Annotated in this window: 18 protein-coding genes; 4 read left to right on the top strand and 14 right to left on the bottom strand. The window is 70.5% G+C overall.

Features of this window, described 5'->3' with window-relative positions:
- Nucleotides 1–11 precede the first annotated feature (11 nt).
- The gene (locus AC3A6G_RS01915; RefSeq protein ID WP_487872920.1) at nt 12–2,603 is read right to left on the bottom strand and encodes an FtsX-like permease family protein; all 2,592 of its coding nucleotides are present in this window, start codon (nt 2,601–2,603) and stop codon (nt 12–14) included.
- A 77-nt stretch (nt 2,604–2,680) separates the two neighbouring features.
- Between AC3A6G_RS01915 and AC3A6G_RS01910 the strand changes: the two genes are divergently transcribed.
- On the top strand, nt 2,681–4,120 hold the full coding sequence (locus AC3A6G_RS01910; RefSeq protein WP_487872919.1) for a serine hydrolase domain-containing protein: 1,440 nt from the start codon (nt 2,681–2,683) through the stop codon (nt 4,118–4,120).
- A gap of 12 nt (nt 4,121–4,132) precedes the next feature.
- Here AC3A6G_RS01910 and AC3A6G_RS01905 read toward each other — a convergent pair whose 3' ends face one another.
- The 4 genes from AC3A6G_RS01905 to AC3A6G_RS01890 form a co-directional block, all read right to left on the bottom strand.
- The gene (locus AC3A6G_RS01905) at nt 4,133–5,350 is read right to left on the bottom strand and encodes an RNA polymerase sigma factor (protein ID WP_487872918.1); all 1,218 of its coding nucleotides are present in this window, start codon (nt 5,348–5,350) and stop codon (nt 4,133–4,135) included.
- Between the two features lie 108 nt (nt 5,351–5,458).
- Nucleotides 5,459–6,820 (bottom strand): NAD(P)H-dependent oxidoreductase, encoded by a 1,362-nt coding sequence (locus AC3A6G_RS01900; RefSeq protein WP_487872917.1) that lies wholly within the window; start codon nt 6,818–6,820, stop codon nt 5,459–5,461.
- A 4-nt stretch (nt 6,821–6,824) separates the two neighbouring features.
- Entirely contained in the window at nt 6,825–7,700 is an 876-nt protein-coding gene (locus AC3A6G_RS01895; protein WP_487872916.1) for a phytanoyl-CoA dioxygenase family protein, read from the bottom strand.
- Entirely contained in the window at nt 7,697–8,416 is a 720-nt protein-coding gene (locus AC3A6G_RS01890) for a GntR family transcriptional regulator (protein ID WP_487872915.1), read from the bottom strand. The genes AC3A6G_RS01895 and AC3A6G_RS01890 overlap by 4 nt, the downstream gene beginning before the upstream one ends.
- A gap of 120 nt (nt 8,417–8,536) precedes the next feature.
- Here AC3A6G_RS01890 and AC3A6G_RS01885 point away from each other — a divergent pair, with 120 nt between their 5' ends.
- On the top strand, nt 8,537–9,499 hold the full coding sequence (locus AC3A6G_RS01885) for a threo-3-hydroxy-L-aspartate ammonia-lyase (RefSeq protein ID WP_487872914.1): 963 nt from the start codon (nt 8,537–8,539) through the stop codon (nt 9,497–9,499).
- A 6-nt stretch (nt 9,500–9,505) separates the two neighbouring features.
- Here the strand turns inward: AC3A6G_RS01885 and AC3A6G_RS01880 are convergent, their stop codons facing one another.
- From AC3A6G_RS01880 to AC3A6G_RS01860, 5 genes are all read right to left on the bottom strand, one after another.
- Nucleotides 9,506–10,156 carry an ABC transporter ATP-binding protein gene (locus AC3A6G_RS01880; protein WP_487858009.1) on the bottom strand — a complete coding sequence of 217 codons (651 nt, stop codon included), beginning with the start codon at nt 10,154–10,156 and terminating at the stop codon, nt 9,506–9,508.
- Nucleotides 10,153–11,136 carry a tRNA (adenosine(37)-N6)-dimethylallyltransferase MiaA gene (gene miaA / locus AC3A6G_RS01875; protein ID WP_487872913.1) on the bottom strand — a complete coding sequence of 328 codons (984 nt, stop codon included), beginning with the start codon at nt 11,134–11,136 and terminating at the stop codon, nt 10,153–10,155. The genes AC3A6G_RS01880 and miaA overlap by 4 nt, the downstream gene beginning before the upstream one ends.
- A 67-nt stretch (nt 11,137–11,203) precedes the next feature.
- Entirely contained in the window at nt 11,204–12,175 is a 972-nt protein-coding gene (locus tag AC3A6G_RS01870) for an alpha/beta hydrolase (protein WP_487872912.1), read from the bottom strand.
- Between the two features lie 191 nt (nt 12,176–12,366).
- Nucleotides 12,367–14,226, bottom strand: a complete 1,860-nt coding sequence (gene mutL, locus AC3A6G_RS01865) for a DNA mismatch repair endonuclease MutL (protein ID WP_487872911.1) — start codon at nt 14,224–14,226, stop codon at nt 12,367–12,369.
- Nucleotides 14,227–14,281: 55 nt separating this feature from the next.
- Nucleotides 14,282–15,502 carry a dienelactone hydrolase family protein gene (locus tag AC3A6G_RS01860; RefSeq protein WP_487872910.1) on the bottom strand — a complete coding sequence of 407 codons (1,221 nt, stop codon included), beginning with the start codon at nt 15,500–15,502 and terminating at the stop codon, nt 14,282–14,284.
- A 61-nt stretch (nt 15,503–15,563) separates the two neighbouring features.
- On the opposite strand from AC3A6G_RS01860, the gene AC3A6G_RS01855 reads away from it, so the two are divergent.
- The gene (locus AC3A6G_RS01855; protein WP_487872909.1) at nt 15,564–16,232 is read left to right on the top strand and encodes a DedA family protein; all 669 of its coding nucleotides are present in this window, start codon (nt 15,564–15,566) and stop codon (nt 16,230–16,232) included.
- A 54-nt stretch (nt 16,233–16,286) separates the two neighbouring features.
- Here the strand turns inward: AC3A6G_RS01855 and AC3A6G_RS01850 are convergent, their stop codons facing one another.
- The 3 genes from AC3A6G_RS01850 to tsaE form a co-directional block, all read right to left on the bottom strand.
- A complete protein-coding gene (locus AC3A6G_RS01850; protein WP_487858003.1) occupies nt 16,287–16,580 on the bottom strand; it encodes a YMGG-like glycine zipper-containing protein in 294 nt (97 codons plus the stop codon).
- Nucleotides 16,581–16,711: 131 nt separating this feature from the next.
- Nucleotides 16,712–18,289, bottom strand: a complete 1,578-nt coding sequence (locus AC3A6G_RS01845; protein ID WP_487858002.1) for an N-acetylmuramoyl-L-alanine amidase — start codon at nt 18,287–18,289, stop codon at nt 16,712–16,714.
- Nucleotides 18,286–18,801: a tRNA (adenosine(37)-N6)-threonylcarbamoyltransferase complex ATPase subunit type 1 TsaE gene (gene tsaE / locus AC3A6G_RS01840; RefSeq protein ID WP_487872908.1), complete on the bottom strand. Its 516-nt coding sequence runs from the start codon at nt 18,799–18,801 to the stop codon at nt 18,286–18,288. Before tsaE ends, AC3A6G_RS01845 begins: the two co-directional genes overlap by 4 nt.
- On the opposite strand from tsaE, the gene queG reads away from it, so the two are divergent.
- Nucleotides 18,787–19,872: a tRNA epoxyqueuosine(34) reductase QueG gene (gene queG / locus AC3A6G_RS01835; protein WP_487872907.1), complete on the top strand. Its 1,086-nt coding sequence runs from the start codon at nt 18,787–18,789 to the stop codon at nt 19,870–19,872. The two genes, tsaE and queG, sit on opposite strands and share 15 nt — an antisense overlap.
- Here queG and AC3A6G_RS01830 read toward each other — a convergent pair.
- A complete protein-coding gene (locus AC3A6G_RS01830) occupies nt 19,869–20,786 on the bottom strand; it encodes an AEC family transporter (protein WP_487872906.1) in 918 nt (305 codons plus the stop codon). The two genes, queG and AC3A6G_RS01830, sit on opposite strands and share 4 nt — an antisense overlap.
- Nucleotides 20,787–20,800 lie beyond the last annotated feature (14 nt).

Genomic DNA, 20,800 nt, shown 5'->3' with positions numbered 1-20,800 from the left:
CCAGAGGCCGCCTACCAGTCTTCCTTCACCGCCAGCACCGCGTCGCTGCCCGCGGCGGCGCGGCCCGCGAGCCAGGCCGTGACGGTGCCGGCGGCCACCACCGCCGCGCACAGCGCCGCGAGGCGCCCCCAAGGGACCAGCAGGTCCATGGTCCAGTGGAAGCTCTGCGGATTGACCACCTTCACGAGGACCAGCGAGACTGCGAGCCCGAGGCCCAGCCCCGCCACCGCGCCGATCGCGGTCCAGGCCGCACCTTCGCCTGCCACCACGGCCAGCACCTGCCGCCGCGTGAAGCCCAGGTGCGCGAGCAGGCCGAACTCCTTGCGCCGCGCCAGCACCTGGGCGCTGAAGCTCGCGGCGATGCCGAACAGGCCGATCGCGATGGCCACCGCCTGCAACCAGTAGGTCACGGCGAAGCTGCGGTCGAAGATGCGCAGCGACGTGGCGCGGATCTGGCCGACCGACGAGATCTCGATGCCGGTGTCGGGCGCCGCGCCATGGCGTGAAGCCAGGTCGCGGACCGCCGCCTGCACCGCGGCTTCCGAAGCGCCCGGCACGAGCCACAGCGACACGTCGCTGACCTCTCGCTCGCCGGTGAGCCGCTCAAAATCGCGCGCATCCATCGCGATCGCGCCGAACTGGCGCGCATAGTCGCGCCACACGCCCGCCACGAAGAACGGCTGCGGCGCCGTTCGGCCCGCACGGCCCAGCGCCGAAGCGAGCGGCGCGTACGGCGCGCCGGGCTTCGCGCCATGCAGCTCGACCATCGGCTCGCTCACGTAGATGCCGATCTGCCCGGGCGGTACCGGCAGTGCCGGCCCGGTGAGCGGCAGCGCCTGCGCCGCGCCGCCTTCGAGGCTGCGCGAGATCAGCGTGACCGCGGGCTGCGCGGGATCGAGCTGCAGCGCTCGGGTGCGCAGCGTGCCGGTGCGCGCCACGCCCGGCAATTGGCCGAGCGCCTGCACGAAGGCCGGCGAGAAGGCCGCGGTGTCGCCGCCGCCGCTGCCCGATGCGGCGCGCAGGTACAGGTCGGCCGGCAGCACGACGTCGAGCCATTGGGTCACCGAATCGCGGAAGCTCGCGACCATCACCGTGAGCGCGACCGCGAGGCTCAGGCTCGCGACCACGCCGCTCACGGCCACCGCCGCGGTGCCGCGCATGCGGCGCGCGCGCTCGATGGCCAGCATCGGCAGCAACCGGCGCGCGAACATCGGCGCCATCCGGTCATAGAGCAGCGCGACGAACCAGGGCAGGGCAGTGATGCCGCCCACCAGCAGGCAACCCACCGACACATAGGCCGCCACCGGAATGCCACCGATCGCAGGCAGGTTGGCCAGCAGCGCGCCCGCAACCACCAGGCCGAGCGCGAGCCAGTGGCTGTTGCCCTGCGTGGGCGCGGCGCCCAGGCCCTTGAGCGTCTGCGCCTCGGGCAGCGCCTGCGCCGCGCGCGCGGGCCACCAGCCGCCGGCCAGCGCCGCGAGCACGCCGAGCGCGCCGTACAGCAGCGCCGCGCCGCCGTTCCAATGCAGCGTCGGCGCCACGCCTTCGAAGTACCCGCCGCCGAGGTCGCCGCCGAGAACCCGCAGCGCGAAGGCCGCGAGCGCGGTGCCCAGTGCGAGGCCGGCCACGCTGCCGACCAGACCCAGCACCAGCGATTCCGCCAGCACCAGGCGCAGCCGCTCGCGCGGCGTGAGGCCCAGCACGCCGAGCAGCGCGAACTGCTGCGCGCGCTTGGCAACGCTGAGCGCCAGCACCGAGAACACCAGGAACGCGCCCGTGAACAGCGCCACCAGCGCCAGCACGGTGAGGTTGACGCGGTAGGCGCGCGAAAGGTTGCTCACGCGCTCGGCCGCATCGCCCGGCTCGGCGAACTGCAGGCCCGCGGGCCAGCCTGCCCCGCTCGGCGTTTGGGCGAGCGAGGCGGTGAACGAAGCCTGGTCGGTACCCGGCGCGAGCCGCAGGTCGATGCGGCTGAGCTGGCCGAGGCGGTCGAACAGGTCCTGCGCGGCCCCGATGTCCATCACCGCGATCGCGGCGCCGCCGGCCGCGACGTGGCCTGCGACCTCGAGCGTGCGCCAGGCGCCCCCGCCGCTGCGCAGCCGCACGGTCTCGGTGCCGCCCTCGGCGGCCTCGGGCGCGAGCCCCAGCGCACGGCGCGCCGCGGCGTTGAGGAACACATGGCCCGGCGCCAGCATCGCGAAGCGCGACGCATTCTGGCGCGGCTGCGGCATCAGCGCCGGCGCGATGGTGGGGAGTGCCAGCGCGTCGATGCCGATCACGCGCAGCGGCACCTGGCGCTCGTCGCCCGCGAGCGCAAGGCCCTGGATCTCGAGCACGGGGCTCGCGAGCACCACCTGCGGATGCCGCGCCAGCGTGGAGAACACGGCCTCGTCGAACCGGCCCTGCACCGCGCGCACTTCGAGGTCGGGCTGGCCGTTGACCGAACGCACCGCGCTGGAGAATTCGTCGAGCGCCGAGGCATTGATGAGCTGCACCGAGAACGCGAGCGCCACGCCGAGCATCACCGCGAGCACCGCGGCCGCATTGCGCCAGGGGTGATGGCGAAGTTCCTGCCATGAGAAGGTGGTGAGCAAGGCGCGCATGGGGCCATTGTGGCGGGCCGACCGGCGCACCGAGCGCGTGGCACCATGCGGCACCTGTCCATGTCCGGGAATCGACGATGAGCTTTCTCTCCGCGCACCGCCGCATGCTGGCTGCGCTGCTGGCCGCACTGCCGTGGCTGGTTGCCACCGGCGCCGCCGCGCAGTTGGCGCCGTCCGTCGCCGATGCGGGCGCGGCGCCGCTGTCGCTCGCGAGCGACCCGGCCCTGATCGCGCGCACCGCGCTGGGCGGCGAGCGCGGCACGGTCGTGGTCGGGCTGCTGCGCGGCGGGGAGGCGCGCTACGGCGGCGCCCACAACCCCGCGCTACAGGACGGCCCGCGCCGGGTGCCGGCCGACGGCGCGGAGCAGCCGATGTTCGAGATCGGCTCGGTCACCAAGGTCTTCACCGGCCTGCTGCTCGCACAGGCCGTCGAGCGCGGCGACCTCCGGCTCGACGACGACCTGGGCCGGCTGCTCGCTGACAAGGTCGCGTCGCTGCCGCCGGCCGTGGCTTCGATCACGCTGCGCCAGTTGGTGACGCACACCGGCTGCATGCCGGTGATGGCCGACGGCGTGGCACGCGGCCCGGCGCTCGCGTCGCAGATGCGTGCGCTCGAACGCCAGGCGCTCTACGAGTCGCTGGCCCGCATCACGCTCACCGGTCCGGCGCCGCCCTGCGCGGGCAGCTACAGCAACCTCGGCATGGCGCTGGTCGGCCAGCTGGTGGCCGAGCGCTACCAGACCACCTGGGGCGAGCTGGTGCGCGCGCGCATCACCGAGCCGCTGGGCATGAACGACACCGTGGTGCTGCTCGGCGCCAAGGCTTCGCGCATGGCGCCCGCGTTCGCGGGCGACCGGCAGCGGTCGCTGCTCGACATGAAGGCCTATGCGCCGGTGGCCGCACTGCGCTCCACCGCGGCCGACATGCTGCGCTTCAGCCGCGCGATCCTGGCCGGCGCGCGCGGCCCGCTGGGCCCGGCCGCCGAGCGCCTGCTCACGCCGCTGGCGCGCTACGAGGGTGCGGAGATCGGCTACGCGGTGATGGTGCGCGGACGCGAGGGCGAGCGCCGCACCTACTACCACGCGGGCGTAACCGAGGGCTACCGCACGCTGTGGCTGCTCGCACCCGACACCGGCGAGGCCATGATCCTGCTGGCGAGCAACACGCGCGCGCCGCTGCAGCGCGTGATGCTTGCGATCGGCAAGAGCCGCTATCCGGTGGCGGCCGACGAGGTGCCCGTCGATGCCGCGGCGCTCGCACAGTACCGCGGCGAATACCGCGTGAGCCAAGGCAAGTCGCTCGAGTTCACTGTGCGCGGTGGCCGCCTGCTGGTGCGCGAGAGCGGGCGCGGCTACAACCCGCTCAAGCCCGTGGGCAGTGACCGCTTCGTGGTCGGCGAGATCGGCGCGCAGATCGTGTTTCGGCGCGAGCGCGGCGCGATCGTCGGTGTGACGCTGGCGCAGGGCGGCAGCGAGATCACGGCCCGGCGCGTGAATGACGCAGCGGCGCGCGAGTAGGCCGGCGGGCCTTCACAGCCGTTGTGCCAGCGCGCCCAGGTAGGCCCGCACTGCCGCATCCGCGCTGAGCCCGATCGCACGTTCAAAGGCCTGCCGCGCGGCGGCGCGCGCGCCGCCAGCCGCGAGCAGGTGTGCGCGTGCGGCCCAGAAAGGCTGGTAGTTCGACACCTCGTCGGCGGGCAGGGCGTCGAGCGCACGCAGACCCGCCTCGGGCCCGCGGGCCTTCGCGAGCGCACACGCCAGGCTCACTTGCGCGCCGATGCCGGGCCGCAGCCCAAGCAGGCTTTCGTAGAGCGACACCAGCGCTTCGCCGGACACCAGCGCTCCGACGCGGCGCTCGCAATGGGCCGACTGGATGGCGGCCTCGAGTTGGTAGGCGCCCGTGCGCTGCAGCGCCGTCGCGCGGCCCAGGCTGTGCTCGGCTTCGGCGAGCAGACCGGGGTCCCAGCGCGCGGTGTCCTGCTGGTCGAGCGGCACGTAGGCGCCGCTGTCGCTGCGGCGCGCGCCGGCGCGGCTTTCGCAGAACAGCATCAGCGCGAGCAGGCCCAGCGGCTCGGGCTCGTCGGGCAACAGGCCGCACAGCATGCGGCCCAGTTCGATGGCTTCGGCCGTGAGCCCGGTGGGCCGCGCATCTGCCCCGTCGACGTCGTCCCAGCCGCTGCCGTAGGCCGCGTAGATAGTGTCGAGCAGATCCTGCAGCCGCTGCGGCAGTTCACGTGGTGCAGGGCGTTCGAACGCATCGGCGATGCCGCGCAGCTGCACCTTGGCGCGTTTCAATCGCTGGGCCAGCGTGGCCGGCGCGGCGAGAAAGACGCCGGCCATGCGCGCGGTGTCGACGCCGAGCAAGGCCTGCAGCATCAGCGGCGTGCGTGCGCCGGCATCGACCTCGTAATGTGCGCAGGCGAACATCAGCCGCAGCCGCTCGTCGGGCAGGTCGCGGTGCTCGGCCTCGGCCGTGTCGGTCTCGCCAGCCAGGAGCAGCAGCGCGCGCGTGGCTTCGTCCTGCGAGCGCGTGTGGCGCCATGCGTCGAGCCGGCGGTTGCGCGCCACACCGAGCAGCCAGGCGTCGGGCCGCTCAGGCACCCCGTCGGCGGGCCAGCGTTCGAGCGCGCGCGCGAAGGCATCGGCCAACGCGTTCTCGGCGCCGGCGATGTCGCGCGTGCGCACGGCAAGGATGGCGAGCAGCCGGCCGTGGGACTGGCGGGCGGCCCTGGCGGGATCAGACTGCATGGTGCACCCCTTCCTCCAAAGCAACCCGGAGGATCGCTCTGCGCCATTCTTCGACTGCCGCGCCGGCGGCGCAAGGCCGATTTGCCCTGTAGGCCTTGCGACAGCCTCCTAGGCCGCGCGGGCCCGTTCGGCCGGGGCGAACATCGCCTCGAGCTCGCTGCGCAACCGGTAGGCGGCGGTGGTGGTGTCGATCGCCACGTCGGCCCAGCAGAGGCTCTGGCCCTTCTTCACCGGGCGCACCACCTTCACGTCGTGCGCGAGGCCGAGCGGCAGGCCACCCAGGCGCATCGACCGTTCGGCCGGCAGCAGCTTGCCCCAGACGGTGTAGCCGCCTTCACCGTCGAGCATCTCGCCGGGTGCGAGATCGCGCTTGGCGGTGGCGACCACGTCGGCATTCCAGCAGGTGGCCACGCCCGTGGCCTCGCCGCGCAGCGCCACGCTGGCCACCGACATGCCGACCTCGAGGCCGATCAGGTGCCAGCGCTTGTAGAGCGTGAAGTAGCGTCCGCTCGGGTCGGTGTGGGCGTTGTATTCCTCGAAGCAGTTCTTGATGTAGTCGGTCTCGGCCTCGACTGTGACCCACACGCCCATGCGGATGTCGTAGGGAATGCGGCGGCCGTCCGCCTCGAGCGAGGAAACCACCTCGACCATGCCCTTGCGTTCGAGCACGCCGCCTTCGCTCTTCGGCCGCGTGACGAAGGGAATGTCTTCCACGCTCGCGGGCGGATAGAGCAGGCCGTCCGACGGCACGCCAAGGCCGGTGGCATTGGCCACGGCCGAGCTTTCGATCGAAGGCTTGGAGCCATCGAGAAAGCTGTTGAACATCTTCGGATTGAGCCCGCCGCGCTGGGCCTGCTCGGGCGTGAGGCCGTAGTTTCCCCAAACCGTCTCGGGCGTCGATTCGCTGAAGTGCGGCAGCCACTTGTGGCCGCGCCCGGCAGCCACCACCGGAAAGCCGCAGGTGCGCGCCCAGTCCACGAGGTCGCAGATCAGCGCGGGCTGGTCGCCGAAGGCGAGCGAATACACCACGCCGGCCTGCTGCGCGCGCCGTGCGAGCAGCGGACCGCAGAAGGCGTCGGCCTCGACCGTCACGTTGACCACATGCTTGCCGTGCGCGAACGCGTCGAGGCAGTGGTCGACCGCCGCCACCGGGTGGCCGGTGCATTCGACCACGATGTCGATCGAGGGCTCGCGCGTCACCGCCTGCCAGTCGTCGGTGACCCAGGTGCTGCCGGTGTCCAGCGCTTCGGCCACCGAGCGTGCGGCGCTGCGCTCGGGCTGCCAGCCGACGCGCGCGAGATTGGCGCGCGCCGCGGCGGGCGAGAGGTCGGCAATGGCCACCAGCTGCACGCCGGGGGTGCGCGGAATCTGCGCCAGGTACATCGAGCCGAACTTGCCGGCGCCGATCAAGCCGATGCGGATCGGGCGGCCTTCGGCTTCGCGCTGCTGCAGGCGGGTGTAGAGGCTCATGGGGTCAGGCCTCCACGGTGTCGCGCACCTCGAGCGAGGTCGCCAGCGCGCTCTCGGGCAGGCCGTTCTTCCACGGCAGATCGACGGGGTAGGGCTTCAGCAGGCAGTCGTCGGGCAGCATCTCGATCGGCGCGAAGTCGCGGTGCGCGATGAATTCGGGCCGCTTGTGGCGGCGGATGTGGTTGCTGACCGCGCACAGGCTCAGGTACACCGCCACCCGGTTGAACGGCGACAGGTTGCTGCCCGAGGCATGCACCAGGCAGCTGTGGAACAGGATCATCGAACCGGCCGGGCCCTTGGGCGAGACGATGCCGCCCCGCTTGCCGCCGGCGCGCTCGACCAGCTGCCGGATCAGGTCGTTGTCGACCGTCCAGAGCGGATAGCTGGTCGTCGTGAGATCGTGCTTCGCATCGACCACGCCCTTCCTGTGGCTGCCCGGAATGAACATCAGCGGCCCGTTGTGCTCGGTCACCTCGTCGAGAAAGATCGCAACGTTCATCGCACGCTCGGTGGGCATCAGGTCGTCATTGAGCCAGGTGCCGTAGTCCTGGTGCCATTGCCACACGTCGCCCTCGAAGGCCATCTTGCCGTTGATCTTGAACTGGTGCATGTAGACCTCCTCCTCGAAGAGATCGCGCACCGGGCCGACCATGCGCGGATGGCGCGCGAGCTTCGCGAATGGTTCGCTGATCAGGTGGGCCGCGAAATTGGTGCGCACCGCGTCCGATCCCTTCTCGCGCACGTTGAAGGCCTCGCGCCGGCTGTAGAGCGCGGGCACGGCATCGGTCAGCACGCCGATCTCTTCCGGCGAGAAGTGGCCGGGAAAGAACAGGTAGCCCTCGCGCTCGAACTGCGCGCGTTGCTCGGATGTCAGCTTCATGCGGTGTCTCCTTGGGGGGTGGGGTTTGGGAAAGAGGGCGCGGCGTCCGTGCCGCGCGAAAGCTGTTCGGCAAGCCGCCGGCCGAGCGCCTCGCTGGCCTGGGCCACATGCGCTTCGCTCAGGCGCGCGGCCCGCTCGGCATCGCCCGCCGCAATGGCCGCTGCAATGGCTTCATGCTCGTCCCAGAGCGAGTCGCGCTGCGGCTCCGCCTGCAGCACCGCGCCCATCGCGCGGCGCAGGTGGCGCCAATGCTGGCCGGCGCTCTGGCCGATCAGCGGGTTGCCCGAGGCGTCGTAGATGGCCTGGTGGAAGGCCATGTCGGCGTCGATCATGGCCTCGACGTTGCGCCCGCGCGCGGCGCGGCGGCCGCGCTGCATGAGCTTCGGGTCGATGATGAAGCGTTCGCCCGCCGCGAGCCGTGCGGCCAGCACATCGAGCGCGCCGCGCACCTGGTAGACCTTCTTCGTCCACTCGGCATCGAGTGGCGCCACGAGCACGCCGCGCCCCGGCGCGTCGTGCACGAAACCGTCCTTCTTGAGCAGGCGCAGCGCCTGCAGCACCGGCTGGCGCGACACTGCGAGACGCTGGGCGATGTCTTCCTGAGTGAGCCGCTCGCCGGGCGCGAGCTCGCCGCTGCTGATGGCGCCGAGCAGGGCGCGGTACACCTGGTCGACGAGGTCGGGCGCGGTTTCGATGCTGACGAGCTGGGCGGGCATGGTGGTGGAAGGCTCCTGTTCCTGAAGTCTGTATACAGAGTACAGAGCTTGGCGCAGCCGCGCGCAGCGGGTTTTCACCCATGCCGGCCGAAAGAAAATGCAACCGGCTAAGCTGCGCGCATGCAGTCAATTCCCACCTACGACGACGTCGCCGCCGCGGCCGCGCGGCTCGAGGGCCATGCCCATCGCACGCCCGTGCTGCGTTCGCGCACGGCCGATGAACGCTGGGGCGCCAGCTTCTTCTTCAAGTGCGAGAACTTCCAGCGCATGGGCGCGTTCAAGTTCCGCGGCGCCTTCAACGCGTTGTCGAAATTCGACGCGGCCCAGCGCAAGGGCGGCGTGATCGCGTTCTCGTCTGGCAACCATGCGCAGGCGATCGCGCTGTCGGCGCGGCTGCTGTCGATGCCGGCCGTGATCGTGATGCCCCTGGACGCACCCACCGCGAAGGTCGCGGCCACGCGCGGCTACGGTGCCGAGGTGGTGACCTACGACCGCTTCACCGAAGACCGCGAGGCGCTGACGAAGCGGCTTGCCGAGGAGCGCGGCATGACGATGATCCCGCCCTACGACCATCCGGACGTGCTCGCCGGACAGGGCACCGCGGTGAAGGAGCTGATCGAGGAGAGCGGCCCGCTCGACCAGCTTTTTGTCTGCCTCGGCGGCGGCGGGCTGCTGTCGGGTTCGGCACTGTCGGCGCGCGCGCTGGCGCCGGCCTGCAAGGTCTACGGCGTCGAGCCCGAGGCCGGCAATGACGGACAGCAGTCGTTCCGCACGGGCCGCATCGTGCACATCGAGACGCCGCGGACCATCGCCGACGGCGCGCAGACGCAGCACCTGGGCGAGTACACCTTCGCAATCATCCGCCGCGACGTGGACGACATCCTCACGGTGACGGACGACCAGCTGGTCGAGGCGATGCGCTTCTTCGCCGAGCGCATGAAGATGGTGGTGGAGCCGACCGGCTGCCTGGCCTTCGCGGGCGCCATCGCCGCAGGCAAGGCCATCGCAGGGCAGCGCGTGGGCATCGTGGTGAGCGGCGGCAATGTCGACCTGGCGCGCTTCGCGTCGCTGATCGCGAGTTGAGCTTCTTCAGGCGCGAATGCCGCTGGCCGTGAGGTGCAGCAGGCGGTCGGCGCGGGCCGCGGCGCTTTCCGAGTGCGTCACCAGCACCAGCGAGGCGCCATGCTCGCGGGTCTGGCGCACGAGCAGTTCCATCACCTTGGCAGCGGTCGACGGGTCGAGGTTGCCCGTGGGCTCGTCGGCCAGCAGCAGCGCAGGGCGGTGCACCAGCGCGCGCGCGATCGCCACGCGCTGCAACTGGCCGCCCGACAGCGTCTGCGGCAGCCGTGCGCCCATGTCCCCCAGGCCGACCGCCTCAAGCATCTGCGCGACGCGACCCTCGTCGCGCGCCGCGCCCAGCAGCATCAGCGGCAGCGACACGTTCTGCGCCACGTCCAGGTGCGGCAGCACATGGAAGGCCTGGAACACGAAGCCCACATGCCGGCGCCGCCACAGTGCGCAGGCTTCGCCGTCGAGGGCGCCGATGTCGGTCTCGCCATGCCGCACCGTGCCGGTGTCCCAGCGATCGAGGCCGGCCATGCAGTTGAGCAGCGTCGACTTGCCGACGCCCGACTCGCCGACGATCGCGACGAACTCGCCAGGCGCGATGGTGAGCGTCACATGCTCGAACACGGGCACGTCGCCGTAGTGCTTGCCGAGGTCGGTGATGCACAACGTCATGCCTCGATCGCCTCCGCCATGCATTGCACGGCCGCGTCGGTGGCCCCGGGCGCGTCACAGACGATCACCGTGCGCTGCGGCATGCTGCGCAGCCAGGTGATCTGCCGCTTGGCGAGCTGGCGCGTGGCGGCAATGCCGCGCTCGCGCAGCGCATGCATCGCGGCAGCGTCGGGCGCGTCGAGCTCATCAAACATTTCCCAGGCCTGGCGATAGCCGACGCAGCGCATCGATGGCAACTCGGGCGAGAGATCGCCGCGTGCGCGCAGCGCGCGCACCTCGTCGAGGAGGCCAGCGGCCAGCATCGCGTCGAAGCGCTCGGCGATGCGGGCATGCAGCCAGCCGCGGTCGGCGGGTTCGAGCGAGAACAGGCGCCCGCCTGCGGCCGCGGGCGTGGTCTTGTGGGCGCCCGCATGAAAGCGCGACAGCGGCTGGCCGCTGCTTTCCCACACTTCGAGCGCGCGCTGGATGCGCTGGCTGTCCTGCGGCGCGAGCCGCGCGGCGGTGGCCGGATCGACCTCGGCGAGCCGCGCGTGCATCGCGGGCCAGCCGATCGCCGCGGCCTCGGCGTCGATGCGCGCACGCACCTCGAGGTCGGCCGCGGGCATCGCGTCGATGCCGTCGAACAGCGCCTTGAAATACAGCATGGTGCCGCCCGCCAGCAGCGGCAGGGCGCCGCGCGCGCGGATCTCGCCGATGAGCCGGGTGGCGTCGGCGACGAACGCCGCGGCGCTGTAGCGCTCGCTTGGATCGAGGATGTCGATCAGGTGGTGCGGCACGGCGCGCAATTCGCCGTCGCTCGGCTTCGCGGTGCCGATGTCCATGCCGCGGTAGACCAGTGCCGAGTCGACGCTGACGATTTCCACCGGAAGCCGGCGCGCCAGCGCGAGCGCGGCGGCGGTCTTGCCCGATGCCGTGGGCCCGGCCAGCGCGATGTACTTCAGGGGTTCGGGGCGGCCGGAGGCGGCGACGGAAGGCGGCATAAGCGCCCGAGGGTAGCAAACAACCAAAGCCGCGGTGCCGCGGCAGGGCAGCGCCTGCCGCCGGGGCTCAGATCGCCTGCGCGCCCGCCTGCCGTGCCCTGGTCTGGACTTCGGGCTGCGAACCGTCGGCGTCGATGCGGTTCGCGAGCGGCAGCACCGGCTGCGGCCGCGGCGCACGCGCGAACGTGGCTTCGGGGTTCATGCGGAACAACTGCGTGAGCGCCGAGCGGTATTGCGCCGCGCCGATCGAGTTGGTGTTGTGGTGCGAACCGCCTTCGACCAGCACGAACAGCTTCGGCACGGTGGCCGCCTCGTAGAGCTTGCGGCCCAGCGTGGGATTGATGAGGCTGTCGGCGGTGCCGTGCACCACCAGCAGCGGTGCGCCGATGTCCCTGACCTTGTTGATGGCCTCGAAGCGCTGCGTGATGAAGGGGCCGAACGGCAGCCAGCCCCACTTGAAGCTGCTCACCACGTCGGCGATCGAGGTGAAGGTGCTCTCGACCACGGTGCCGCTTTCGTCACCCACGCGCGAGGCGAGGTCGATGCCGATGGCGCCGCCGAGCGAGTGGCCGAAGATGTAGCGGTGCTGCTTCGGATGGCGCGCGGCGAGCCAGGTCCAGGCTGCGCGGGCGTCCTCGCGCGCGGATTCCTCCGACGGCAGGCCCTTGGTGCTCTTGCCGAAGCCGCGGTAGTCGATCGCGAGCACCGAGAAGCCCAGTTCGTGCATGCGCTGGATGCGCGGGGCCGAACCGGCCACGTTGTAGCGCGCGCCATGCAGGTAGAGCATCACGGGGCGGTCGGTCGTCTCGGGTTCGCCGCCGAGCCAGAGACCGTGCAGCCGCGCGGGCTCGCCGGTGATGGACGACTGGAAGTCGATCCAGACATCCTGCATGCCCGAGGTCATGCTGGCGCTGTTGCCCCAGCTCCGGTCGCTGGGCTGGAAGATCCATTCGCGTTGTCGTTCGTCGAACGTGGCGCAGCCGGCGGCCAAGAGGGCGCAAAGCGAAAGAACGGAGGCAAACAGGGACCAGCGTTTCATGGGCAAGGGACAGACAACGATGTCGGCGGAAAAGTTCATGTGCTTTCTTCCTGGAACACGCCGACACTGCATTCCAGGCCTCCCCCTGCCAAAGTGTTCATCGACACTTTGGTCCTCACATGCAACGCCCGTGCCCAGACCGCGGATGACGGCGAAATCTCCGGAAAAACCCTCAACAATTTGTAACGAACTTAGCGACCGCGCATGAAAAGCGCGTCGAGTTCGCGGACCGACAGCTGGCGCCAGGTCGGCCGGCCGTGGTTGCACTGGTCGGAGCGCTCGGTGGCTTCCATCTGGCGCAGCAGGGCGTTCATCTCGTCGATCGTGAGCTTTCGGTTGGCCCGCACCGCGCCGTGGCAGGCCATGGTCGAGAGCAGTTCGTTCTGCGCCCGCTGCACCACGGTGCTGGCGTCATGTTGGGCCAGTTCGGCCAGCACGCTGCGCGCGAGCTCGACCGGGTCGCCGTCCGCCAGCGTTCCGGGCACCGCGCGCACCGCCAGGGTGCGTGGCGAGAACGGCGTGATCTCGAGGCCCAGCGTGGGCAGCACCGCGGCGCAGGCCTCGGCGGTCGCCACTTCCTGCGGCGTGGCCGCGAAGGTGGCCGGAATCAGCAGCGGCTGGCTCGTGATGGCGGCGCCTTCGAGCTGCGACTTGAGGCGCTCGTAGACGATCCGCTCGTGCGCCGCATGCATGTCGACCACCACCAGCCCCTGGCTGTTCTCGGCGAGGATGTAGATGCCCTGCAGCTGCGCGAGCGCGCGGCCGAGCGGCCAGGCCTGCTCGCTGGTGGCGGCTGCCGGTGCCTCGGGCGCCGCGGACAGCCCCGTCGGGGCGCGGAACGGCACGCCCGGCGCCGCCTCGTCCTGGCCGGTGCGCCGCGGCCACATGGCCTCGAAGTCGCCGGCGCCGCGCTCGGCGGCCCTGAAATTGATGGCCGGCTGGGTCCAGTTCTCGCCGCTGGCGGGGACCGGCTGCTTCAGGAAGAAGGGCGTGGCGGCCGCGCTCGCCGATGCCACGGCGGCATCGCCCGCGCGCGGCGCGGCGAGCGCGTCCTCGATCGCATGGCGCACCGCCTGGTGCACCTCGCGGCCATCGCGAAAGCGCACCTCGATCTTGGTCGGGTGCACGTTCACGTCGACGCGCGCGGGATCGATCTCGAGGTACAGCACGTAAACCGGCTGGCGCTGGCCGTGCAGCACGTCTTCGTAGGCGCTGCGCACCGCGTGCGACAGCACCTTGTCGCGCACGAAGCGGCCGTTGACGTAGAAGAACTGCTGGTCGGCGCGCGAGCGTGCCGCGTCGGGGATGCCCGCGCGGCCGACCACGCGCACCGCGCCGCCGAGGTGCTCGACGGCCACGCTCTGCGCGACGAACTCATCGCTCAGCGCATCGGCGAGCCGCTGCTCGCGGCGCTCGGCCGCGCGCCACTGCTCGACGAGCTTGCCGTCGTGCCAGACCGAGAAACCGACCTCGGGGCGTGCCAGCGCATGGCGGCGCACCGCATCGACGCAGTGCGCCAGCTCGGTGGCATCGGTCTTCAGGAACTTGCGGCGCGCGGGCGTGGCGAAGAAGAGTTCGCGCACCTCGACCGTGGTGCCCACGGCGCGCGCCACCGGGCGCAGCTCGCCAGTGCGGCCGTCGAGCGCGAAGGCGCTGTCGGCGCCGCCAAAGCGCGACAGGATGCTGAGATCGGCAATGGCATTGATGGCCGCCAGCGCTTCGCCGCGAAACCCCATCGTGCCGACCGTCTCGAGGTCGTCGAGGCTCGCGATCTTGCTGGTGGCGTGGCGCCGCAGCGCCACCGTGAGTTCCTCGCGCGGAATGCCCTGGCCATCGTCCTCGACCGAGATCAGCCGCACGCCGCCCGAGGCCAGCCGCACCGTGACCTGGCGCGCCCCGGCATCGAGCGCGTTGTCGAGCAGTTCGCGCACCACCGAGGCCGGGCGCTCGACGACCTCGCCGGCGGCGATCTGGCTGATCAGCTCGTCGGGAAGCTCGCGGATCGGCCGGCGTTCGGAAGCAGGGGAAATGGAAGCGGGAAGGGCACTCACGAGCGGCATTCTAGAAGCGCATCCACCCGCGCCGCCGGTGGCCGGCAGATGCCCTTCAGCCCCGCGTCAGCAACGTGTTCGACGGCAGGGTCTCGTCGAGCAGCTTGCGCGCCGTCTCGACGCCGGCCACCGGCAGCAGCGCGGGGTCGAGCAGGCCGACCTGCACCAGCACGCTGGCCTGGTCCCAGTAGATGTGCTCGTGATAGAGCTTGTTGCCGCGGAACTTGATGACGGCCAGCAGCGGCACCTCGACGCGCCGCCCCGTGGGCGCCACGCCCGGCAGCATCCACGGAATTTCGGTGGTGTGGGTGAAGCTGAACAGCAGCTCGTCGACCACCTGCGTGGCGCCGACGGTACGCGAGATCGATGTCAGCGTGGTGTCGGGCGGATTGCTGTTGACGAAATGGTTGCTGTAGAAGGCATGCAACGCCTTGTAGCCCACGCCACCGGTCATGGTGGGAATGTGGTTTACGTAGGGCTCGGCGACCATGGTCGACATGGTGTCGTCGACGTTGCGCGTGCCGAACTCGTATTCGCAGTGCTTGTCCCAGAGCGCCGACAGGTCGTAGTTTGGGCCGATCGCGGCCTTCAGCGCGGCGATGCTGCGCTCGTGTGCCATGAGCGCCGAAGGCTTGTGGAAATGCTCGCCGCCCGCGCGTGCAAACGCATGGTCCATGCCCGTATAGACATGCAGCGTCACGTCGGGGCGGCCGGCAAGCGCCTGCACGATGCGCTCGCGGGCTTCGGGCGGACAGAACTTGTCGAGCTCGGCGATGTGCAGCATGAGCGGTCGGCGGATGCGCTCGGCCTCGTCGAGCGCTGCGTCGATGCCCACGCCGTAGTAGCCCACCGCCACATCCGCATCGGTGCGGCAGGCCGCGAGGTAGGCGAGCTTGCCGCCGAGGCAGAAGCCGAGCACGCCGGCCTTGCCGCCGTCCACCTCGGGCAGCGCGCGCAGCGCGTCGAGGGTCGACTGGATGTCTTCCATGCCTTTGGCCTCGTCGAAGCCCTGGTAGAAACCGAACGCGCGCTGCCAGTCGGCCTCGCTGTAGCCGAGCTCCACCTCGGGCTCCTGGCGCCAGAACAGGTCGGGCACCAGGACCACGTAGCCTTCCTCGGCGTAGTAGTCGGCAACCTCGCGCATCGTGTGGTTGATGCCGAAGATTTCCTGTGCGATCACCAGGCCGGGGCCGCTGCCGGCCTCGGGCGTTGCAAGGTAGGCGCGGAAGGTGCCGCTGCCGTCACGGGCATCGACGCGGATGTATCGACCTGTCATGTGGGATCTCCGAATTCATCATGGAACGCCGGACGGCGTGCAGCAAGGATAATCCGCGACCATGGAAATCATCAGCTTTCTCGTCGACTTCATCCTGCACGTCGACAAGCACCTCGAGGCCTTCGTCATCGCTTATGGCCCCTGGGTCTACGCGCTGCTCTTCCTGATCGTGTTCGTGGAGACCGGCGTGGTGGTGATGCCGTTCCTGCCCGGCGACTCGCTGCTGTTCATCGTGGGTGCGCTGTGCGGCGCGGGGTTCATGAGCTATCCGCTGGCCTGCGCGATCCTCATCGCGGCGGCGATCCTCGGCGACCAGTGCAACTACAGCATCGGGCGCTACTTTGGGCCGAAAGTGTTCAAGTGGGAGAACTCGCGCTTCTTCAATCGCAAGGCCTTCGATCAGGCCCACGCGTTCTACGAGCGCTACGGCGGCGTCACGATCATCCTGGCGCGCTTCATGCCCTTCATCCGCACCTTTGCGCCCTTCGTGGCCGGCGTGGCCGAGATGAACCGCGCGAAGTTCACCATGTACAACGTGGTGGGCGCGCTGATCTGGGTGCTCGGCATCGCCACCGCCGGCTACTTCTTCGGCAACTTGCCGTTCGTGCGCGAGCACCTCGACAAGATCATCTGGGCGCTGATCTTCGTGCCGGGCGTGCTCGCGATCTTCGGTGCCTGGCGTGCGTCGCGCGCCGAGAAGGCGCGCGCGGCGGTTCCCTCGAAGGCCTGAGCGTACGCGCAAAAAAAAGCGCGCCGGTGGCGCGCTCTTTCAATGCCGGTCCGCTCAGTAGCGCGGGCCATTGTTCGGATAGTAGGTTCCAGGCGGGTAGGCCTGCTGCTGCTGGTTGTAGTAGTTGCGCTCGTCGACGTTGCGCCCCACCTGATTGCCGATGACGCCGCCAATGGCCGCGCCGCCCAATGTGGCGCCGGTGTTGCCCCCGATGGCATGCCCCACGGCCGCGCCGCCGAGTGCACCGATGCCGGTGCCCAGGTTCTGGTTGGGGCCGGAAGCGCAGCCCGCCAGCGCCATGACCGTGGTAGCCGCTGCAGCGGTGATCCAGATTCGTGCCTTCATCATGATGTCCACCTTTCTAGAGTGATGGACTCATCATGCGCAAAAGTCGCATTCGCCCAGTGTAGGAGTCTGCCGCGCATAGGTGTGCGGTCTGACGGCCCGGGCCGCGTGGGACGGCAGGGCGGGGCGCGCCTTCAAAGCTGCCGGCTGCGCGCGAGCGGCGGATTCTGCGCGAAGTAGCGCTGGATGCCGCGCATCAGCGCATCGGAAAGGTCTTCCTGGTAGCTCGCGCTGCGCAGCTTGGCTTCTTCCTCGGGGTTGCTGATGAACGCGGTCTCGACCAGCACGCTCGGGATGTCGGGGGCCTTGAGCACCGCGAAGCCGGCCTGCTCGACGCGGGGCTTGTGCAGCCGCGCGCCGATGCCGCGGATCTCGCCGAGCATCGCGCCGCCGAGCTTGAGGCTGTCGTTGATCTGGGCCGTGGTGCTCATGTCGAGCAATGCGCGCTGCACCTGCACGTCGTGGTTGCCGACGTTCACGCCGCCGACCTTGTCGGCGTCGTTCTCCTTGTTCGCGAGCCAGCGCGCGGCGCTGCTCGACGCGCCGCTCTGGCTCAGCGCGAACACGCTTGCACCGCGGGCGGCGGGCGTGGTGAATGCGTCGGCATGGATGCTCACGAAGAGATCGGCCTGCACGCGCCGCGCCTTGTCGACCCGCACGCGCAGCGGCACGAAGAAGTCGGCATCGCGCGTGAGAAAGGCGCGCATCGGGTTGCCGTTGACGCTGCTCGCGTTGATGCGGTCGCGCAGCCGGTGCGCGATCTGCAGCACGATGTCTTTCTCGCGCGTGCCGTTGGGACCGATGGCCCCGGGGTCCTCGCCGCCATGGCCGGGATCGAGCGCCACGATGATGATGCGGTCGGTGCGGTTCGCGGTCGCGCCGCTGCGCGCCACGGCCACGGGCGGCGGTGCCGCGGGAGGGCGTGCCGAAGGCGCAGGCGGTGTGGGAGGCGCGGGCCGCGTGGCCTGCTGCGCCATCAGTTCGCCGAGCGGATCGGCCTGCGCTGGCGCATTGGCGACGGCGGGCGGGCGCGGCGGCATGACCGGCACAGGCACAGGCATCGGCACCGGCGGCGGAACCGGCGGGCGCGGCAGGGGCGGCGCGGGCACGTTCGGCGACGGCCGCACCAGGATCGGTGGCCCCCCGTCGGGGGCCAGGCCGGTGTAGCCGGCATAGGGCGCGGCCGGGGGCGCCGCTGCGACGGCGGCATCGTTGCTGCCGTTGCCGCGCCCGCGCGGCGCGTCGCGCAGGCGTTCGGCAATCAGGGCCTCCATCGGGTCGACCGGCTGCTCGGGGTACAGGTCGAGCACGAGCCGGTGCTTGTACGAGGCGATCGGCGCGAGCGAGAAGACCTGCGGCACCACCGCCTGCTTCAGGTCGAACACGATGCGCACCACCTTCGGTGCGTACTGGCCCACGCGCAGCCCGTTGATGTAGGGATCGCCGGGCTTGATCTTGCCGACGAGTTCGCGCAGCTCGGGGTTGAGGTCGATGCCCTCGATGTCGACCGCGAGCCGCGGCGGGCTGCCGACCACCAGCTGCTGCGACTTGAGCCGCGCGTCGGATTCGATGGTCACGCGCGTGTAGTCGGCCGCGGGCCACACGCGCACTGCCAGGATGGTGGCGCCGCGCGCGATCTGGTGCACGCCGAGCATCAGCGCGACGCTGCCGCCCTGCAGCAGCACGCGCCGCTTCAGCCCGCTCGCCTTCATGCGCCGGTCTGCGCCAGCAGGGCGCTGCCGCGGGGGGTGTTCGCAAGAAGGGTCACGTGGCGGGTTTCGTCGGTCATTGCTTCTATTTTAATAGCGAGGTCGGCAGCCGGTATATGGCCGGCGGCGTTGTCGGGCCATTCGGCGAGCTTGAGTCCGGGTCCGGCGAAGATGTCGCGGAAGCCCGCGTCCTCCCATTCGCGCGGGTCGTTGAACCGGTAGAAGTCGAAGTGGAAGATGGCGAGCCCATCGGGCGCCTCGTGCGGCTCGACCACGGCGTAGGTCGGGCTCTTGATGCGGCCGTCGATGCCGAGCGCACGCAGCAGGTGGCGAACGAAGGTGGTCTTGCCCGCGCCGAGGTCGCCGTGCAGTGCGACGAAGGCATCGCGCAGCGCCGGGGCGGCGGCGAGGGCGCGCGCAAAGGCGGCGGTGTCGTCCTCGCTTTGCCAGTGCAAATTGCGGCTGGCGTTCGGGGTCTTTTGCGTTTCTACAATCGGCAAGTGATCGTCAGCCATCCACTCGTTGCTCGTATTCAGGCCTTGGCCCGGGAACTCGGATTCTCCCAAATAGGGATCGCGGGCGTCGATCTGTCGAGCGCCGAGGCCGGTCTGATGCAATGGCTGGCCCATGGGTTCCATGGCGAGATGAAATACATGGCAACGCATGGCACGCGCCGCGCGCGGCCGGCCGAGCTGGTGCCGGGCACCGTGAGCGTGATCACGGCGCGCATGGACTACCTGCCGCGCGACACGCCCGAGGGCGAGTGGCAGGCGATCGAGTTCGATCGGCTCTCGCGTCCCGGCGAGGCGATCGTCTCGCTGTATGCGCGTGGCCGCGACTATCACAAGGTGATGCGCACGCGGCTCGCCAGGCTCGCCGAGCGCATCGCCGAGGAAGTGGGGCCGTTCGGGCACCGTGCCTTCACCGACTCGGCGCCGGTGCTCGAGGCCGAGCTCGCCTCGCGCAGCGGCCAGGGCTGGCGCGGCAAGCACACACTGGTGCTCGATCGCGACGCGGGCTCGATGTTCTTCCTCGGCGAGATCTACGTCGACATGGCACTGCCGGAGAGCGACCCGGTGAGCGCGCATTGCGGCAGCTGCAGCGCCTGCATCGACGTGTGCCCGACAAAGGCCATCGTCGCGCCCCACCGGCTCGATGCGCGGCGCTGCATCTCGTACCTGACCATCGAGCATGCCGGCGCGATCCCGCTCGAACTGCGCCCGCTCATGGCCAACCGCATCTACGGCTGTGACGACTGCCAGCTGACCTGCCCCTGGAACAAATTCGCGAAGAAGAGCGTGCTGCCCGACTTCGATGCGCGCGAAGGGCTCACGGGCCAGACGCTGGCAACGCTTTTCGCCTGGACAGAGGACGAGTTCCTGCGCCGCACCGAAGGCAGCCCGATCCGTCGCATCGGCCACGAGCGCTGGCTGCGCAACATTGCCGTGGCCCTCGGCAACGCCCTGCGCGCCGGCGAACCGGGCGCCGCCGAGGCGCTGGCCACGCGCGCGGACGATGCCAGCGCGCTGGTGCGCGAGCATGTGGCGTGGGGGCTTGCGCAAGGCGCCGGGGCCGATGCTGCCTAGCGCGGCAGCGCCAGCGCGAACGGCAGGCTCCCCACCCCCAGCAGCGTAGACAGCGTCACCAGCCCCGCCACGTACGGCCCGTTGTAGCCCATGCGCGCCGCGAGCACATAGGCGCTCGAAGCGGTCGGAACGGCCGAGAACGCCATCAGCACCGCGGCCTGGGTCGCGTCGAGGCGCAGTGCATGCGACAGGCCCCAGGCCACGAGCGGCAGGAACAGGTGGCGGATGGCGAGCACCGATACCGCGAGCGCCTTGCCGCGTCCCAGCGTTGCGAACTGCATGCCCGCGCCCGCGGCCATGAGGCCGAGCGCGAGCGACGCGGCACCGATGCGCGTGAGCGTCGGCGTCGCCCAGTTCGGTACGGTGAGCCCCAGCACGTTGGCGAGCAGCCCGGCGAGCGTGGCGACGATGAGCGGGTTGCGCACCAGTTGCCGCGCGAAGCCGGCCTTGGCATGCCGCGCCATCGGCCAGACGGCGGCGATGTTGAACATCGGCACGCACACGCCGATGAGCACCGCGATCAGCAGCAAGCCCTGCGGACCGGCAAGCCGCTCGGCGAGCGCCAGGCAGATGAAGGAGTTGAAGCGGAATCCGATCTGCGCACTGGCCGCGTGGTCGCGCCGGTCGATGTGCCGGCCGAGGCCGGGCACGAAGGGCAGGGCGTAGGCCATCGCGATGCCGCAGACGCCGACACCCACGCCGGCCGTGAGCAGGCTCGAGGTGGCGCCGAAATCGAGCGGGCTGCGCACGATCGAGTGGAACAGCAGCACCGGAAATAGAAAGTAGTACACGAGGCTCTCGACCTGGTCCCAGACGCGGCGGTCCAGCGCGGTGTAGCGGCAAAGTAGCCAACCGATGGCGATGAGCGAGAAATCCGGGAAGAGCAGCTGTGCAAAGTTCACCGCTTCGAGCATAAACCGTAGAAACC

The organism is Variovorax sp. Soil_C_26 (assembly GCF_057657075.1).
Note: the sequence above shows the minus strand (reverse complement) of the source record. Positions and strands in the feature narration are given on the sequence as shown.

What these genes read in the sequence shown, in the direction of transcription:
- AC3A6G_RS01855 (WP_487872909.1), top strand. Translation starts at nt 15,564, where the DNA reads ATGGAAATCATCAGCTTTCTCGTCGACTTCATCCTGCACGTCGACAAG.
- AC3A6G_RS01860 (WP_487872910.1), bottom strand. Translation starts at nt 15,502, where the DNA reads ATGACAGGTCGATACATCCGCGTCGATGCCCGTGACGGCAGCGGCACC.
- AC3A6G_RS01890 (WP_487872915.1), bottom strand. Translation starts at nt 8,416, where the DNA reads ATGCCCGCCCAGCTCGTCAGCATCGAAACCGCGCCCGACCTCGTCGAC.
- AC3A6G_RS01885 (WP_487872914.1), top strand. Translation starts at nt 8,537, where the DNA reads ATGCAGTCAATTCCCACCTACGACGACGTCGCCGCCGCGGCCGCGCGG.
- AC3A6G_RS01895 (WP_487872916.1), bottom strand. Translation starts at nt 7,700, where the DNA reads ATGAAGCTGACATCCGAGCAACGCGCGCAGTTCGAGCGCGAGGGCTAC.
- miaA (WP_487872913.1), bottom strand. Translation starts at nt 11,136, where the DNA reads ATGCCGCCTTCCGTCGCCGCCTCCGGCCGCCCCGAACCCCTGAAGTAC.
- AC3A6G_RS01870 (WP_487872912.1), bottom strand. Translation starts at nt 12,175, where the DNA reads ATGAAACGCTGGTCCCTGTTTGCCTCCGTTCTTTCGCTTTGCGCCCTC.
- AC3A6G_RS01880 (WP_487858009.1), bottom strand. Translation starts at nt 10,156, where the DNA reads ATGACGTTGTGCATCACCGACCTCGGCAAGCACTACGGCGACGTGCCC.
- AC3A6G_RS01900 (WP_487872917.1), bottom strand. Translation starts at nt 6,820, where the DNA reads ATGAGCCTCTACACCCGCCTGCAGCAGCGCGAAGCCGAAGGCCGCCCG.
- AC3A6G_RS01915 (WP_487872920.1), bottom strand. Translation starts at nt 2,603, where the DNA reads ATGCGCGCCTTGCTCACCACCTTCTCATGGCAGGAACTTCGCCATCAC.
- AC3A6G_RS01830 (WP_487872906.1), bottom strand. Translation starts at nt 20,786, where the DNA reads ATGCTCGAAGCGGTGAACTTTGCACAGCTGCTCTTCCCGGATTTCTCG.
- AC3A6G_RS01845 (WP_487858002.1), bottom strand. Translation starts at nt 18,289, where the DNA reads ATGAAGGCGAGCGGGCTGAAGCGGCGCGTGCTGCTGCAGGGCGGCAGC.
- AC3A6G_RS01850 (WP_487858003.1), bottom strand. Translation starts at nt 16,580, where the DNA reads ATGATGAAGGCACGAATCTGGATCACCGCTGCAGCGGCTACCACGGTC.
- tsaE (WP_487872908.1), bottom strand. Translation starts at nt 18,801, where the DNA reads ATGGCTGACGATCACTTGCCGATTGTAGAAACGCAAAAGACCCCGAAC.
- AC3A6G_RS01905 (WP_487872918.1), bottom strand. Translation starts at nt 5,350, where the DNA reads ATGCAGTCTGATCCCGCCAGGGCCGCCCGCCAGTCCCACGGCCGGCTG.
- AC3A6G_RS01910 (WP_487872919.1), top strand. Translation starts at nt 2,681, where the DNA reads ATGAGCTTTCTCTCCGCGCACCGCCGCATGCTGGCTGCGCTGCTGGCC.